The organism is Micromonospora sp. DT231 (genome assembly GCF_049847025.1).
GTDB lineage: Bacteria > Actinomycetota > Actinomycetes > Mycobacteriales > Micromonosporaceae > Micromonospora.
On the sequence record NZ_JBNCNO010000007.1, the window covers coordinates 1 to 16454 of the forward strand.

Here is a 16454-nt window from a genome sequence, read left to right on the forward strand (position 1 = left end):
GGCGGCCGGTGGTCGATCCGGACGTCCGCTGTGAGGGCCGGCTCCCCGGCGCGCGGTGAACCGGGCCCGGTGGCGGGGCCCCCCCCGGGGGGGCCCCCCGACCCCCCCGGGCCCCCGCCGCTCGTCGTCTCTGCTCCGGCCGGCGCGGAGACGCCCACCGCGCACGGCGCGAGACGCACACCGCGCACGGCTCGGGCGGCTCGCACACCGCGCACGGCTCGCACACCGCGCACGGCCCTCCGGTCGTCGCTCAGGTCCAGTCGTTCTCGACGTGGTTGTCCCGCCAGCGTCCGCCCACCGGCGGGGTGTCCAGCAGCATCCCGTCGCCGGCGTTGCCGGCCAGGTCGTTGTCCTCGACCCGGCAGCCCACGCAACTGCCGCGCTCGGTGATCCACAGCCCGTGCGTCTGGGTCTGGTCGTCGTGGTTGTCCCAGATCCGGTTGCCGCGAACAGTGGCCGAGTCGAACGGCGCGTTGATCGTGATCCCGGCACGCCGCTGCGGCGCGGGAGACAGTTCGTATCCGCAGCCGGGCGGCGGCACGTCCCCGCTCCACGCGGTGAACCCGTCGGGGCGTACCGGGGCGAGGGTGAGTTCGTCGCCGGTGTTGGAGGCGACCATGGCGACGGCCCGGCCGACCCGTAGCGTCTTGCCCCGGTGCCCGTCGTGCGGCCAGTTGGCCGACCGGTCCACCAGGCACCGCTCGCTGTAGCGGACCCCGTCCCCCGCGCCGCCGGCCCCCTCCGCGCACTGCCGCCCGTTGTTGCGGATCCGGTTGTTGAGCAGCACCGCGTCGGTCATCTGGTGGTCGATCCGGATCGCGTCGAGCCCGTTGCCCCAGAACTCGTTGCTCTCGACGACCACGTCCCGGACCGAGCCCTGGTAACCGCGTCCCAGATCGAGCGCGTGATAGCCGTGCCGCCCGTTGCCGCTGATCCGGTTGCCCCGCACGGTGTACGGGCCGGGGCTGTTGCCGATGCTGACGCCGTCGTACATGTTGCCGTCGATGACGCAGTCGGTGAGCAGCCCACCCCGGCCAGCCACGGACGAGGTGCCCTGCGCCGACACGTCGAAGCCGGTCTCCAGGTTGCCGGTCATGGTGCACGCGGAGACGATCAGCCCGTCGGCGCCCCAGTCGGAGATGCCGAAGCGGTTGCCCTGGCTGTGACAACCGATGATGCGGTAGCCGCGCGGTGGCGGCCAGTAGTCCTTCTGCAGCTCCAGGAAGATGCCGTTGGTGCCGTTGGCAAGCGTGGTGGAGTTGGCGATTGTCAGCCGCTCGACCGTGCCCCAACCGCCGACGCCGATCCCGATGCCGGCACCGCCCATCTGCTCGCCGTTGTCGAGTCGGCCGCAGCCGACCACCACCACGCCGTCGATCAGGGAGTCCTGGAGGAAGTCGCAGCCCAGCCCGGTGGCCGCGGTGTGGTGGATGTAGAGGTTGCGGAACACGCCGCGCACGACGTACTGCAGACCGAGGCCCTTGGCCAGGTAGTTGTACTCGGCCATGGCCACGCCGGAGCCGTCGATCTGGAAGTCGGAGAAGGTGCAGTCGGCGATGTGCCGGTCCCGGTCGGCGCCGTGCTGCACGGTGGTCCAGAAGGCCAACGGGGTCGGGTCGGCCCGGTTGCCCTCGTTGCTGAGCATGAACCGGGTCGCCGCCGGGCCGGCCCCGATCAACGACACGCCGCTGCGCCACACCGTGCCCGCGTCCCGGATCGAGTAGATGCCCGGTGGGCAGTAGATGACCCGGGCCCGTCCGTCCGACGCGTACCCGGCGCCCAGGCGGTCCACGAGGGCGGCCAACGCCGGCTGGTCGTTCGTCGCGCCGTCGCCGGTGAGGCCGTACTCCAGCGCGTCGCAGTAGAGCGGCGCGCCGGCCGAGGCGGGTCGTCGTACCCGGACCGCGTTCAGTAGCAGCTCGTTCGCCACGGCCACAGGCCGGCTCCCTTCGACGCGTTCGGTGCGCTCCGGCGGGGCCGACTTCCCGGTGACGCCGCCGGGAAACCCCGGCTCGGGCACGCCGCCGGGAAACCCCGGCCCCGTGACGCCGCCGGGAAAGACCGGCCCGGTGAGGCCGCCGGGAAACCCCGGCCTGAGAACGCCGCCGGGAAACCCGGACGTGCGCCGGCCCCGGCGCCGCACGGGCAGCGCCGGGGCCGGGGTACGCGTCTCAGACGGCGGCGATCAGCAGCGCCGGGCGCTCCACGCAGTCGGCGACGTGCCGCAGGAACCCGCCGGCCACCCCACCGTCACAGACCCGGTGGTCGAAGGTGAGGCTGAGCTGGGTCACCTTGCGGACGGCGAGTTGCCCGTCGACCACCCACGGCTTGTCCACGATCCGCCCGATGCCGAGCAGCGCCGCCTCCGGGTGGTTGATGATCGGCGTGGAGCCGTCGACGCCGAACACGCCGTAGTTGTTGAGCGTGAACGTGCCGCCGGTCAGCCGGGCCGGCGGCAGGCTGCCCGCCCGCGCGGCGGCGGTGGTCGCCGCCAGTTCGGCGGCCAGCTCGGCGGTGGTGAGGCGCTGGGCGTCGCGCAGCACCGGCACCAGCAGACCCCTGTCGGTCTGCGCGGCGATGCCGAGGTGCACCCCTGCGGACTGCACGATCCGCTGCGCCTCGGTGTCGACCCGGGAGTTGAGCTGCGGGAACCGGCGCAGTCCGCTGAGGCAGATCCGGGCCAGCAGGGCCAGGATGCTCACCGGCGCGTCGGGAGTCGCCGCGTTGATCGCGGCCCGGGTCTCCAGCAGCCCGGTGGCGTCCACGTCGACCCAGATCGTCACCTCCGGGATCTCCCGCCGGCTGCGGGAGAGCTTGTCGGCGATGACCTTGCGGACGCCGGTGAGCGGGACGATCACGTCGCCGTCGGAGGACGGCACCGGCGTGACGGGGGCGTCCGGCACGGCGGCGAGCCGGGCGGCGGGCATGGTCAGCGCCGCCTCCACGTCGGCCCGGCGGATCACGCCGCCGGGCCCGGTGCCCCGTACCGCGTTCAGGTCGACGCCACGCTCCCGGGCCAGCCGCCGCACGATCGGCGAGATGACCAGGGCAGTCGCCCGCGCCGGGTGGCCGGGCGCGTCGCCCGTGGCACCGCCGCCAGCCGGGCGGGCCCCACCGATCGAAGCACCACCATCGCTCGGAGCAGCACCACCGGTCGAGGCAACACCCCCGGTCGGGGCCACACCGCCGGTCGAGGCAACACCGCCCGTCGCGGCAGCACCATCGGCTCGCGCGGTGTCGGCCGGGTCGGTGTCGGCCGGCTCGGGGGCGAGCGTCAGCCGAGGCCGGCGCCGACGGCGGGTGGCGCCGCCGTGGCCGGTGCCGTACCCGATCAGCACGTTGCCGGAGCCGGCCCGCTCCTCCTCGCGGTAGGTGGCGTGCCCGGCGGGCTCCTCGCCGCCGTCCAGCGGCGCGATGGTGATCAACGGCTGGCCGACCGGACGTACCTCACCGGCCGCGCCGTGCAGGGTGACGACCCGGCCGGCGTACGGGCAGGGCACGTCGACGACCGCCTTGGCGGTCTCCACCTCGACCACGCTCTGGTCGACGGTGACCACGTCGCCCACGGCGACCCGCCACTCGACGATCTCGGCCTCGCTCAGCCCCTCGCCCAGGTCGGGCAGGAGGAAGACCTGCGTCCGTTCGACCGTGGTCATGCCGCCGCCCAACGCGCGTCCGGCTGGTCGTCCCACTGAAGGCGGGCCACCGCGTCGAGCACCCGGTCCACACCGGGCAGGTGGGTGTGCTCCAACATCGGCGCCGGGTACGGGATGTCCAGCCCGGAGACCCGCAGCACCGGGGCGTGCAGCGCGTGGAAGCAGCGCTCCTGCACCCGGGCGGCGATCTCCGCGCCCACCCCCGCGAAGCCCTGCGCCTCCTGGATCACCACGCAGCGGCCGGTGCGGCGGACCGAGGCGGCGATGGTGTCGTCGTCGAACGGGACGATGGTGCGCACGTCCACCACCTCCAGGTCCCAGCCCTCCTCGCGGGCGGCCTCGGCGGCCTCCAGCGCGACCGGCACCGCCGGCCCGTACGCCACGAGTGTGGCGTCGCGGCCGGGCCGGCGCACGACGGCCCGCCCGAACGGCTCGGCCCGGGTCGGCAGGATCGCGTCGGCGCTGGCGAAGTAGAGCTTCTTGGGCTCCATGAAGACCACCGGGTCGGGGTCGTCGATCGCCTCGCGCAGCAGCGAGTACGCGTCCTCCACAGTGGCCGGGGTGACCACCTTCAGGCCGGGGGTGTGTGCGTAGTACGCCTCGGACGAGTCGCAGTGGTGCTCGACCCCGCCGATCCCACCGGCGTACGGCACGCGGATCACGATGGGCACGCTGAGCTTGCCCCGGGTCCTGTTGCGCAGCTTCGCCACGTGCGAGGCGATCTGCTCGAACGCCGGGTACGCGAACGCGTCGAACTGCATCTCGACCACCGGCCGCAGGCCGGACATGGCCAGGCCGACGGCGAAGCCGACGATGCCGGCCTCGGCGAGCGGGGTGTCGAAGCACCGGTCCTCGCCGAAGCGGGCCTGGAGGCCGTCGGTGATCCGGAAGACGCCGCCGAGCGCGCCGACGTCCTCACCGAAGACGACGACCCGGTCGTCGGCGGCGAGGGCGTCGGCGAGCGCGGTGTTGAGCGCCTTCGCCATGGTGGTGGCCATCAGGCGTCACCCTCTTCGTCGCGGGCGGCGGCCAACTCGGCGCGGACCATCTCGCGCTGCTCGATGAGCTGCGGGGTGGGCTGGGCGTAGACGTGGTCGAAGAGGCTCAGCGGGTCCACCGTGGGCTGCTCGTTCATCCGGGTGCGCAGGTCCGCCGCGTACGCCTCGGCCTGCTCGGCGACCTCGGCGACCGCCGCGTCGTCGAGCACCCCGCGGGCCCGCAGGTAGGTCTCCAGCCGGGCGATCGGGTCGCGGTCGCGCCAGGCGTCGACCTCCGCGCCGTCGCGGTAGCGGCTGGCGTCGTCCGCGTTCGTGTGCGGCTCCATCCGGTAGGTGTGCGCCTCGACGAGGAACGGCCCGTTGCCGGCGCGGGCGTGGGCGACCGCGCGGGTGAGCACGGCGAGCACGGCCACCGGGTCGTTGCCGTCGACCTGCTCGCTGGGCACGCCGTAGCCGACGCCCTTGTAGGCGAGCGACGGCGCGGCGGTCTGCCGGGACAGCGGGACGCTGATGGCGTAGCGGTTGTTCTGCACGAAGAAGACCACCGGCGCCTTGAACACGGCGGCGAAGTTGATCCCCTCGTGGAAGTCGCCCTCGCTCGTGGCGCCGTCGCCGATGAAGGCCAGCGCCACGGTGTCGCGACCCTGGTACGCCTCGCCGTACGCCAGCCCGGCGGCGTGCACGCACTGGGTGGCGAGCGGGGTGCACTGCGGCGCGGTGTGCACCTCGGTCGGGTCGTAGCCGCAGTGCCAGTCGCCGCGCAGCAGGGTGAGCACCTCGACCGGGTCGATGCCCCGGGCAACCAGCGCCATCGACTCGCGGTAGGTGGGGAAGACCCAGTCGGTGTCGCGGACCGCGAGGGTCGCGGCGACCTGGCACGCCTCCTGCCCCCGGGAGGACGGGTAGACGGCCAGCCGGCCCTGCTTGGTCAGGGCGGTGGCCTGGGTGTCGAAGCGGCGGCCGAGCACCATCCGGCGGTACAGCTCGCGCAGCGCCTCGACGGGTGGCTCCGGATAGTGGGGGCGGGCGGGCAACTGTGTGCCGTTCGGGTCGAGCAGGCGAACCGGCTCGGCGTCCGGCAGTAGCGGGCGCGCCGGGTCGGGCGGGGTGGCCGCTCGACGCGTACGCGGGGATGCCCTGCGGACCGCCTGGGGAGTGGTCGTCACGGCGGAACCTCCTGGGACGTGTGGTGAGCCTATGCTGTCGCGTGTCGGATGATTGACTCAAGATCCACGCAGAAGGCGGGACGGTTGGCATGCGGGAGGGGTATCGGTGAGCCAAGAAACCGGCGACGCAGCAGACCGGATGGTGGGATCGGGACGATCGGTTCGAGCTCTGGACGAGGTGGACCGGCGGATCCTCGACGAGCTGGTCCGCGACGGGCGCACGTCGGTGCGCACCCTCGCCGAACGGATCCACATCTCCCGCACCAACGCGTACGCGCGGGTGGAGCGGTTGGTGCGCGACGGGGTGATCACCGGGTTCCGCGCCCAGGTGGCGCCCGAGGCCGCCGGGCTGGGCACCTCGGCGTACATGGCGCTGACGATCGAGCAGAACACCTGGCGGGAGGTGTCGGCCGAGCTGGCCCAGGTCCGCTATGTCGAGCACGTCGCGTTGCTCAGTGGTGAGCACGACGTGTTGGCTCTGGTCCGGGCTCCGGACAACGCCGCCCTGCGGGATGTGGTGCTGGACCGGGTGCAGCGCATCGCCGGGGTGTTGTCGACGCGGTCCTGGCTCGTCTTCGAGGAGTTCGGCGGGACGCAGAGTCCCTGGCAGTAGGGCATAACACGAATTCTTTGACAGAGTGCCAAGATAGGCGATTTACCGGAGAACGTCGCTACTATCCGCGACGTGGCTATATCGAACGAGTTGTGGGAGCAGGCCCGGATCGCCGCACCGGCACCGACCAAACCGACGTCGACCAGGCCGGTGTCGACAGCTCCGCGGTCCTTCCGCGGGGACATCGAAGGCCTGCGCGCGGTGGCCGTGCTGCTGGTGCTCCTCGGTCACGCCGGAGTGCCGTACCTGCCCGGCGGTTTCGTCGGTGTCGACGTGTTCTTCGTGATCTCCGGCTTCCTCATCACCGGCCTGCTGCTCGACGAACTCGACAAACGTGGGCGGCTCTCGCTCACCGACTTCTACGCCCGGCGCGCGAAGCGTCTGCTGCCGGCCGCCGCGACCGTCCTGCTCGCGACCCTGGTGCTCACCTACGTCTTCCTGCCTCGTGGCCGCTGGTCGGCCACCGCCTGGGACGTCATCGCCAGCGCCTGCTACGCCATGAACTGGCGGCTGGCCGGGCAGTCCGCCGACTACGTGGCCGCCAACGACGCCGCGAGCATCGCCCAGCACTTCTGGTCCCTCGCCGTCGAGGAACAGTTCTACCTGGTGTGGCCGCTGCTGCTGATCGCCCTCGGGTGGTTCGCCCGCCGCCGCGGACGTGCGAGCCGTGGCCTCTACCTGGCGGGGTTGGCGCTGATCGCGGTCCCCTCGTTCGCCTGGGCGCTGTACGTCTCACCGACCGAACCCTCGGCGTACTACGTGACCACCACCCGGATGTGGGAGTTGGCCCTCGGCGGCGCCGTCGCCGTCACGGCGACCTGGTGGGGCCGGTCACCACGCCTGGTGGCCGTCCCGCTGGCCTGGGCCGGGCTGATCGCCGTCGGCGCCTCCGCCGCGCTGATCACCACGGACGCCGGCTTCCCCGGCTACGCCGCGCTCGGCCCCACCCTCGGCACCGCCACGGTGATCGCGTTCGGACCGGCCGCCGGCCGCGCCGGACCCGCCCTCCTGCTGGGCCGGCAGCCGCTGCGCTACGTCGGCGGGATCTCCTACTCGCTGTACCTGTGGCACTGGCCGGTGCTTGTCGCCGCGCAGGCACAGTTCGGTGACCTCGGCGTCGGCCCCGCGCTCGCCGTCGTGGCCGCCTCGGCGATCCCCGCCGCGCTCACGTACCACTTCATCGAGAACCCGGTCCGCCGGTCACCGGTCCTCGCCGACCGGCCAGCCTCCGCCCTGCGCATCGGCGCCATCTGCACCGGCGCGGCCGCGCTGGCCGGCCTGACCTTCCAACTGGCCGTCCCGTCGACGACGGGTACGACGTCCCCGACGGCCATCATGGGTCAGGTGCCCGGAGGGTCCCCGCAGGCGACGCCACCGGCCGCCCCGGGCGCTGCGGCGCTCGGCGGATCCCCCCGCACCAGCCGGGCCGGGGTGCCCGTCGACAAGGTCGCGTCGATCACCCCCGACCCGGCGCGGGCGGCCCGGGACGCGCCGCTGTCGCAGGCGACGAAGAGCTGCCACGTGTCGCTGGAGTCCGCGACGCCGGAGGTCTGCGTCTACGGGAAGATGAACTCCGCGACCACCATCGCGCTCGCCGGGGACTCCCACGCCGACCAGTGGGTCCCCGCCATGCGGCTGGCGGCGGAGACCAACGGGTGGCGTCTCGCCACGTACACCAAGAGCGGATGCCCGTTCCTGACGGCGGAGATCTCCCTGAACGACAGGCCCTACTCGGCCTGCACGGAATGGAACAGGAAGGTCCGCGAGACGCTCGTCGGCAAGGGCCGTCCCGACCTGCTGATCGTCACCAACGCCGAGTACCCGGTCAACGGCGAGCCGGCCGCGAAATGGCGGTCCGCGCTGGTCCGCGAGCTACGCAAGACGTGGAGCGGCATGATCGCGGAGAAGGTGCCGGTGGTGGTGCTGCGGGACACGCCGCTGCACCTCAAGGACGTCGCCGAGTGCGTCTCGAAGAACCCGAACCGCCTGACGAAGTGCGCCGACAGCCGGGACGAGGTCCTGGGCCGCGGGGGTGGTCCGGCCCAGGAGGAGGCCGCCGACGGGCTGTCCGGCGCCCACCTGATCGACCTGAACGACTGGATCTGTCCCGCCGACCGGTGCGCCCCCGTCATCGGAGGAGTCCTCGTCTGGCGCGACGCGCACCACCTCAGCGCCACGTACTCGACGACCCTCGCGCCCCAGGTGGGCGCCGCGCTCAAGCCCGTGCTCGCCGAGCTGTGACCCGCCGGGCTGGCCCGGACCTCACCGTTCTGGTGGGGCCTCCAGCCCGTCCCGGTCGGCCAGCTCCAACAGCGGCTCCAACGAGTGCCGGTCGCCGTCCAGGCCGGCGTGCGGGTCGCCGCGCTCGGCGAAGCGGGCCGGGACCGACAGCACGTCGAAGTCCTCCGGCCGAGCGTCGTCCAGCTCCGCCCAGGTCAACGGCGCCGACACCAGCGCCTGGGGCGTCGGTCGGATCGAGTACGCCGAGGCCATCGTGTGGTCCCGCGACATCTGGTTGTAGTCGACGAAGACCGGCCGGTCCCGCTTGTCGCGCCACCAGGTGGTGGTGACCAGCTCCGGGAGCCGGCGCTGCATCTCCCGGCCCAGCGCGAGCACCGCCCGACGGCAGTCGCCGAAGCTCCACCGCGGCTCGATCGACAGGTAGATGTGCAGGCCCCGCCCGCCGGTGGTCTTCGGGTAGCCGGTCATCCCCAGCTCGGCGAGGAACGCGTTGACCTCGCGGGCCACCGGCACCACCTGGTCGAACCCGACGCCGGGCAGCGGGTCGAGGTCGATGCGTAGCTGGTCGGGTCGCTCCACGTCGGCGGCGGTGACCGGCCAGGGGTGAAACCGCAGGGTGCCCAGGTTGGCCGCCCAGATCACCACCGCCAACTCGCTCGGCGCGACCTCGTCGGCGGTCCGGCCACTGGGGAAGGTGATGTGCGCGGTGCGCACCCACTCGGGAGCACCCGCCGGCAGCCGCTTCTGGTAGAACGCGTCGCCCCGGTTGGTCTGCCGGGTGGCGATCGTCGCGCCCTCGAAGACGCCGCGCGGCCAGCGTTCCAGCATCGTGGGCCGGTCCCGCAGGGCGCGCAGGATGCCGTCACCCACCGCCAGGAAGTAACTGACCACGTCCAGCTTGGTCAGCCCACGCTCCGGGAAGTACGGCTTGTCGGGGCTGGAGACGCGGACCAGCCGCTCCCCCACCTGAATCTCCTCCGCCACCGTGGCCACGCCCCCGAGCGTACGGCTCGGGGGCGGGCCGGCGGGGTAGGCACGTGCCAAAGTCCTCGGTCGAGCCAGGGGCTTTACAGAGGCCCTAGCGGCCAGGAACCAGCGTGGCGGGTTGCTGCGGCAACTCCTGGGTCGGGCCGCCGACCTGCACCGGCGGCGTCGCGGGCGGCTCCTCGGCCACCGCGGTCTGCTGCTCGACCGGCACCCCGGGGGGCGACCGGCGGGCCACGAAGCCCGGCGTCCAGTCCTTCAACCGCAGCGCCGGCCGCTCGACCAGCTTCCAGGACAGGAACGCGGCGGCGAAGGCGACCGCGACCGACATCGCCGCGAACGGCACGTAACCCCAGCGGCTCCAGCCGAGGCTCGCCATCACCTGCTGGAAGACGAACCCGTAGATGTAGATGCCGTACGAGTAGTCGTTCTTGCGGCCCACCCAGTGCAACTGGCGGGGCATCCGCACCGACAACCAGACCAGCAGGTACGCGAACGCGGGCAGCCCGATGACGAAGAAGCCGCCGAAGAGCAGGGACAACCCGAGCGCCACCGCCGAGCCGATGCCCAGCGCGTCGTTGATCGGCACCCGCTCCCGGTAGAGGTCCAGGGTCGCGCCGGCGGCGAAGAGGAAGCCCAGGTAGACGATGTAGTGGAAGGTCATCGTGCCGACCAGCGGCGACACGAAGGTCCAGCTCGCCGTCGGCGCCGGGCCGCTGATCCGTCCGGAGCTGACCCAGTCCTGCAGGATGCTCAGGTAGAGCGCGACGGTCAGGAACAGCACGAACCGGCGAGCGTTGCGCAGCACGGCGGTCACCGCCAGCACGCCCACCACGACGTAGCAGAACATCTCGTACTTGAGCGACCACAGGGCGCCGTTGAAGACGCTGTAGTTGACCTTGTCACTCCACGGGGTGGTCTCCGTGAACAGGTCGCGGATGCCGTACTGGCGGACACCGGTCCACCAGTTGGCCTGCAGGTAGGCCAACGGGCCGCCCCGGTCCCAGGCGTTGTCGAAGAAGCCGGCGGTGCTGCCGTGCTCGCGCAACGTGACGAGCGGGGCGATCACCAGCGCGCTGACCAGCAGGCAGACCCAGAGACCGGGGAAGATCCGCAGGGCCCGGTGCCAGGCGTAGCGGATGATGCCGGTACGCCGGGCGCTACGGGTGATCAGCAGGCCGGACAGCACGAAGAAGCCGTACACGGCCATGGTGCCGACGTTCGTCTGCCGACCGGTCAGGTGGTAGCCCAGGTCGTTGGCGCCGAAGCCGAGCGGCTTGGAGTGCGACAGCACGACGCCGACGGCGAGGCAGAGCCGGATCAGCCCGATGCCGTTGCTCCGGCCGGAGAGCAGGTCGGCCAACGTGCCCCGGGACCGGATGAGAGCGGGGGTAGTCATGCGGTCAGGCACCTCTCGGCATCAGGCGGGCACCTCGGCGCCGGCGTGCTCCCACAACTGCTTCATCTCGGTGTGCAGGTCGTCGCTCGGTGACCAGCCGAGCACCTCGGCGGCCAACCCGACGTCCAGCCGCTGCCATTTCGTCTCGGCGGGACCGGTCTGCTCGGCCTCGATCAGGTCGGTCGGGACCTCACTGACCTCGATGAGGAGGCGGACCATATCACGCGCGCTGGCCCCCACTCCCCGACCGATGTTGATCACTTGACCGGCCGCCTCGGGGCGGGTCGCGGCCAGTTGCACGGCGGCGACCACGTCGCCGAGACCGATGAAGTCACGCCGGGAGCCGAGCGGAGCCAGCTCCAGGCGGGCCCGCTCACCGGCCCGCTGGGCGTCGCGCAGCCGGGCCGCGACCACCCCGAGCAGGCTGTGACCGGGCTGGCCGGCGCCAATGACGTTGCCCACCCGCAGCGTGACGCCCTCGACCAGGCCCTGCCGGTCCGCGGCGGTGATCGCCTCGGTGCAGCGCAGCTTGAACTCGCCGTAGGGCATCACCGGCGCGGGGGTCAGCCGCTCGGGCATCGACGTGTCCACCGGGACCAGCCCGTACTCGTGCACGCTGCCCATCTGGAGCACCCGGACCCGCCGCGGCAGGCGGCCCGCGGCCGCCAGGAGCCGCTCGACGAGTGTCACGTTCACCGCGAGCATCTGCGCCTCGCTGAGGCCCCACATCCCGCCCGCCGCGTTGATCACCACGTCCGGGTCGAGGTCGGTCAGCACCTCGGTGATCTCGTCGATGTCGGCGGCGGCCAGGTCCAGGGCACGGAACTCGACACCCGGGCCGATCACCTTCGGGGTACGCGCCACGGCGACCACCGTGTGACCCTGGTCGGCCAGCGCGCGGCTGATCGGGCGGCCGAGGAAGCCGGTGCCGCCGAGCACCACCATCCGGACGGGCCGTGCGGTGTCCTCCGCCGGACGTCGTGGTCTGACGGTCATGGCGTCGTCTCCCTGGCTGGTGTCGGTCATCGGCCCGGCCCGAACGCGTGCCGGGACAGGCTGCGCACGCCGGACATCCTGCCCGTGAGGATCGCCGTCGGCAGCAGGGTGATGGCGTGCAGGCGGGACGAGGTGTAGGTGCGGGCCGCCCGGGCCGCCCGAGGCCAGCCCTGCTCGTCCATCCGCCGGGCGACGTCGAGGAAGAACGCCCGCGCCTCGGTGAACCGGGAGCCGTTGGCCGCGTCGGCGGCGGACTTGCTGACCGCGTGCCGCCGGTACTGGAAGCAGAGGGTGTTGTCGACGGCCATCTGCTCACCGCGCTGGATCAGGTCGATCACCAGGGCCAGGTCCTGGATGACCTGGAACTCCTCGCGGAAGTCGACGGCCTTGAGCGCGTCCGTCCGCCAGCAGATCGACGGGAAGTAGAACCAGCAGCCGCGCAGCAGGCTGGCCGCCAGGTCCTCGCCTCCCATCAGCTCACGGGAGCGGATCCGGGGGGCGTAGATCCGCCGCTTCGCCTCGTCCACCATCGTGATGACCACTTTGCCGTGGGCGTCGATGGTCTCGACCCCCGGCTGGACCATGCCGACGCCCGGGTACTGCTCGATCACCGATCGCACCGTCGCGATGTAGTTGGGGTGCATGATGTCGTCCGTGCCCATCATCACCAGGTACTCGTGCTCGGCGAGACCGACGCACTTGCGGTAGTTGGCGGTGATCCCGAGATTGCGCTCGTTGCGCTGGTAGCGGACCCGCTCGTCGTCGATGCCCGCGAACCACTCGGGCACGCCCGGCTCGGTGCCGTCGTCCACCACGGTGAGGCGCCAACCGGGGTCACTCTGCGCCATCACGCTGCGTACCGCCGCCTGCATGAGGGGCACGCTTCCGTAGTACGGCAGCATAATGTCGACAATCATTGGGTGGGTAGGCCTAACTGTCCGTGGTGAAAATGCGCGGCGGGCGCGGCCACATTATCAGGCTCACCCCCGCGATCGGCCAGCGCCGAACCGGGCGGCGCGCCCACCCCGACCGCATCGATCACCCGTCCGGCGCCAGCCCTCGCGGGCGCTATCATCGTCGCGCCCCGTAACCCCGCCCCCCGATCGGACGCCGATGTCAAACCGCGCCGTCGCCGCCACGGACGCGCAGCCCGCGCCCACCGACGGGGGAAATCCGCCCCTGCCCGCCGGGCCGGACCGCCCGCCGGTCTCCCTCGCCCGCCGGCTGGCGCGCAGCGTCTGGCTCTGGCCGACGGCATTCGCCGCGCTCGCCGTCGGGTGGCGGATCGGCAGCCCGGAGATGTGGCACGACGAGTTGGTCACCATCGACGTCGCGACGCGCTCCACCGGACAGATCCGGGCCATGCTGGCGAACGTCGACGCCGTGCACGGGGCCTACTACCTGTTCATGCACGCCTGGACGACGCTGTTCGGCACCAGCCCCGTCGCGGTACGTCTGCCGTCGGCGCTGGCCATGACCCTGGCCACCGCCTGCGTGGCGCTGGCGGGGCGACGGCTCTTCGACCACCCGACGGGTGTCGCCGCCGGGTTCGTCTTCGCCCTGGTGCCCACGGTCACCCGGTTCGGGCAGGAGACCCGTTCGTACGCCTTCGTCGTCCTCGCCGCGGCGGCGGCCACCCTGTTCCTGCTCCGCGCGCTGGAGCGGCCCGGGTGGCTGCGCTGGGTGGCGTACGCGCTCGCGGTGGGCGCCATCGGCCTGGTCAACGTGGTGGCGCTGACCCTGCTGGTCGGCCACGGCACAGTCGTTCTGATCCACTGCTGGCGGCAGCGCCGCTGGTGGTCGCTTGCCTGGTTCCCGCTCGGCGCCCTCGGTGGGGTGGCGATCGCCGCGCCGGTGATCCTGCGGGGCATGAAACAGGCGGGCCGGCAGATCAGCTGGATCCCGGACAGCTCGCCCTGGACGGTCTGGGAGCAGGCGTACGGCTCGACGCTGCTCGCCGTCGCGGTGACCGCGCTGGCCACCGTGGGTCTGCTGACCCACCTGCGCCGCGACGCCATGGACCGGACGGTGGGCGCCACGCTCGTCGCCGTGCTGCCGGTGCCGGTGATCCTGCTGGCCTCGGCCGGCGAGATCAACTACTTCTTCGCCAAGTACCTGCTGTTCCTGCTGCCGGCCTGGGCGGTGCTGGCCGGCGCCGGGATCGCCGCGCTGCGCCGGGCCCCGCTGATGGCGGCGGGACTCGTGGTCGTCGCCGCGCTGTCCGTGCCCGGTCAGCTCACGCTGCGCGCGGAGTACTCGCACGGCTGGTACACCTATCCGCAGGCACGCGCCTTCGCGCCCCTGTCCTACTCCCAGGCGGCCCGGGTCATCGAGACCGGCTACCAGCCCGGCGACGGCCTCGTGGTGGGCGGCGTCTGGTGGTGGATGACCGAGCCGGGGGTGCGCTACTACCTTCCGGCGGACATCTCCCCGCGCAACGTGTTCCAGAAGCGCACGGCGGCCCAGCGCAACGAGCTGTTCGGCGCGGACTGCGGCGACCCGGCGAGCTGTCTGCGCGACGAGCCGCGGCTCTGGCTGGTGTTGCCGACCGTCACCGACGCACCGCTGACCGGGCTGCCGAAGCAGCGGGCCGCCCTGCTCGACGAGCGCTACCAGGTGGCCCGGCTGACCCACGTGACCGGGCTGACCGTCGCCCTGCTGCAACGGCGCGGTTGACCCGCTGCGATTACCGTCGCCGGCACCCGGGTAGGGGGTCGGCATGGCGGAACTGTCGACGCTTTGGATCATCCGGCACGGGGAGAGCACCGCGAACGTGGCGGCGACGCGGGCCGAGGCGTCCGGTGAGGAGCTGATCGGGCTCGGTCACCGCGACGCCGACGTGCCGCTCTCCCCCACCGGCGAGGACCAGGCCCGGGCCACCGGCCGCTGGCTGGCCGGGCTGCCGCCGGAGCACCGGCCGGACGTGGCGGTGGTCTCGCCGTACCTGCGTGCGGTCCGCACCGCCGAGTTGGCGCTGCACGGCACCGGGGTGCCGATGAGCCGCGACGAGCGGCTACGCGACCGTGAGCTGGGCATCCTCGACGGCCTGACCGGGCACGGCGTGCGCCGGCGATATCCGGACGAGGCCGAGCGGCGGGCCCGGCTCGGCAAGTTCTACTACCGTCCGCCCGGCGGGGAGTCCTGGACCGACGTGGCGCTGCGGCTGCGGACGCTCCTCGGCGACCTGCGCCGGGACCACGAGGGCCAGCGGGTCCTGCTGTTCGGCCACGACGCGCTCGTCTTCCTGCTGCGCTATCTGGTGGAGGGGCTGACCGAGCCGGACCTGATGGCGCTGACCCGCGAACACGTGATCGCCAACTGCTCGATCACCGACTGGTCCGCCGACGCGCGGGGCCGACTGACACGTGGTGGATTCAACGAGGTCGGCCACCTGCGGCGCCAGGGCGCCCAGCCGACCAGGGAGGACGAGATCCATGCCGAACCGGTCTGAGGTGCAGGTGATCACACCGGGGTTGCTGCGGGACTGGGCGCTACCGGTGCCGGCCGGCGGCAAGGAGAGCCGGGGCACCGTGCTGATCGTCGGCGGTTCCCGCTTCACCCCCGGCGCGGTGCTGCTCGCCGGGGTGGCCGCGCTGCGCGCCGGCGCCGGGGTGCTCCAGCTCGCCGTCGCCGAGTCCGCCGCCGCCACACTGAGCATCCAGGTGCCCGAGGCACTTGTGGTGGGCTTGCCGGAGACCTCCGACGGCGCGGTGGCCGCCGACCGGGACGGCCAACTCGACGAGCTGGTCGCCCAAGCCGACGTGGTCACCGTCGGGCCGGGACTGAGGGCGATCGACGAGACCAGGCGGTTGCTGGGTCTGGTCCTGGAGGCGGCCCCGCCGCGGACGTCGCTGGTGCTCGACGCGTACGCCCTGGGCGCGCTCAGTCACACACCGGACCTGCTCGCCGGTTCGGGCCGGCCCGTGGTGCTCACCCCGAACGTCACCGAGGCCGGGCACCTGCTCGGCCGGGAGCCGGGCGACGACCTGGACGCCGAGGCGGCCGAGCTGGCCGACAGGTACGAGGCGGTCGTCTCGCTCTACGGGCACGTGGCCGCGCCGGACGGGCGGAGGTGGCGGGAGGAGAGCGGCGACGCCGGGCTGGGCACCTCCGGCAGTGGGGACGTGCTCGCCGGGCTGCTGGCGGGGCTGTTGTCCCGGGGCGCCGACCCGGCGCAGGCCGCCTGCTGGGGTTCGTTCGCGCACGCGGTGAGCGGGCAGCGGCTGATCCCCCGCTACGGCCGGATCGGTTTCCTCGCCCGGGAGCTGCTCGATGAGATCCCCGGAACGCTGTCGATGGTCTGACCGGCCGTTGTCCGCTGTCTCCGGACACGAGCACCGGGGACGCGGCGACCGCCTCAGTCGACGCGTACACCGAAGGGCCCGGCACGATGCCGGGCCC

The 16454-nt window shown here is 72.7% G+C and carries 13 protein-coding genes; 5 read left to right on the plus strand and 8 right to left on the minus strand.

The genetic code is table 11. The annotated features are described in order from the left end of the window. Positions 1-250 precede the first annotated feature (250 nt). The 4 genes from ACPXBU_RS19220 to pdhA all read right to left on the minus strand — a co-directional run bounded on the left by ACPXBU_RS19220 (position 251) and on the right by pdhA (position 5820). Positions 251-1930, minus strand: a complete 1680-nt coding sequence (locus ACPXBU_RS19220) for a right-handed parallel beta-helix repeat-containing protein (protein WP_425759254.1) — start codon at positions 1928-1930, stop codon at positions 251-253. A gap of 241 nt (positions 1931-2171) precedes the next feature. Continuing rightward, on the minus strand, positions 2172-3656 hold the full coding sequence (locus tag ACPXBU_RS19225; RefSeq protein ID WP_425759021.1) for a dihydrolipoamide acetyltransferase family protein: 1485 nt from the start codon (positions 3654-3656) through the stop codon (positions 2172-2174). Then, entirely contained in the window at positions 3653-4657 is a 1005-nt protein-coding gene (locus ACPXBU_RS19230) for an alpha-ketoacid dehydrogenase subunit beta (RefSeq protein ID WP_425759255.1), read from the minus strand. The genes ACPXBU_RS19225 and ACPXBU_RS19230 overlap by 4 nt, the downstream gene beginning before the upstream one ends. After that, a complete protein-coding gene (gene pdhA, locus ACPXBU_RS19235; protein WP_393370680.1) occupies positions 4654-5820 on the minus strand; it encodes a pyruvate dehydrogenase (acetyl-transferring) E1 component subunit alpha in 1167 nt (388 codons plus the stop codon). Before pdhA ends, ACPXBU_RS19230 begins: the two co-directional genes overlap by 4 nt. 139 nt (positions 5821-5959) lie before the next feature. Here pdhA and ACPXBU_RS19240 point away from each other — a divergent pair, with 139 nt between their 5' ends. Next, on the plus strand, positions 5960-6433 hold the full coding sequence (locus ACPXBU_RS19240) for an Lrp/AsnC family transcriptional regulator (protein WP_393371754.1): 474 nt from the start codon (positions 5960-5962) through the stop codon (positions 6431-6433). 72 nt (positions 6434-6505) lie between these two features. After that, positions 6506-8674: an acyltransferase family protein gene (locus tag ACPXBU_RS19245; RefSeq protein ID WP_425759022.1), complete on the plus strand. Its 2169-nt coding sequence runs from the start codon at positions 6506-6508 to the stop codon at positions 8672-8674. A gap of 21 nt (positions 8675-8695) precedes the next feature. Here the strand turns inward: ACPXBU_RS19245 and ACPXBU_RS19250 are convergent, their stop codons facing one another. From ACPXBU_RS19250 to ACPXBU_RS19265, 4 genes are all read right to left on the minus strand, one after another. Continuing rightward, on the minus strand, positions 8696-9667 hold the full coding sequence (locus ACPXBU_RS19250; protein WP_425759023.1) for a DNA polymerase domain-containing protein: 972 nt from the start codon (positions 9665-9667) through the stop codon (positions 8696-8698). Between the two features lie 85 nt (positions 9668-9752). After that, positions 9753-11057 (minus strand): acyltransferase family protein, encoded by a 1305-nt coding sequence (locus tag ACPXBU_RS19255; protein ID WP_393370688.1) that lies wholly within the window; start codon positions 11055-11057, stop codon positions 9753-9755. A 21-nt stretch (positions 11058-11078) separates the two neighbouring features. Next, positions 11079-12053, minus strand: coding sequence for an NAD-dependent epimerase/dehydratase family protein (locus ACPXBU_RS19260; RefSeq protein WP_393370691.1), 975 nt, complete (start codon positions 12051-12053; stop codon positions 11079-11081). A gap of 26 nt (positions 12054-12079) precedes the next feature. After that, positions 12080-12970, minus strand: a complete 891-nt coding sequence (locus ACPXBU_RS19265) for a glycosyltransferase family 2 protein (protein WP_393370694.1) — start codon at positions 12968-12970, stop codon at positions 12080-12082. A gap of 196 nt (positions 12971-13166) precedes the next feature. Between ACPXBU_RS19265 and ACPXBU_RS19270 the strand changes: the two genes are divergently transcribed. The 3 genes from ACPXBU_RS19270 to ACPXBU_RS19280 are packed head-to-tail and all read left to right on the plus strand — an operon-like array spanning position 13167 to position 16357. Beyond that, a complete protein-coding gene (locus ACPXBU_RS19270) occupies positions 13167-14729 on the plus strand; it encodes a glycosyltransferase family 39 protein (RefSeq protein ID WP_425759025.1) in 1563 nt (520 codons plus the stop codon). Positions 14730-14772: 43 nt separating this feature from the next. Beyond that, positions 14773-15504 carry a histidine phosphatase family protein gene (locus ACPXBU_RS19275; RefSeq protein WP_425759026.1) on the plus strand — a complete coding sequence of 244 codons (732 nt, stop codon included), beginning with the start codon at positions 14773-14775 and terminating at the stop codon, positions 15502-15504. Then, positions 15488-16357 (plus strand): NAD(P)H-hydrate dehydratase, encoded by an 870-nt coding sequence (locus tag ACPXBU_RS19280; RefSeq protein ID WP_425759027.1) that lies wholly within the window; start codon positions 15488-15490, stop codon positions 16355-16357. Before ACPXBU_RS19275 ends, ACPXBU_RS19280 begins: the two co-directional genes overlap by 17 nt. Positions 16358-16454: the final 97 nt, after the last annotated feature.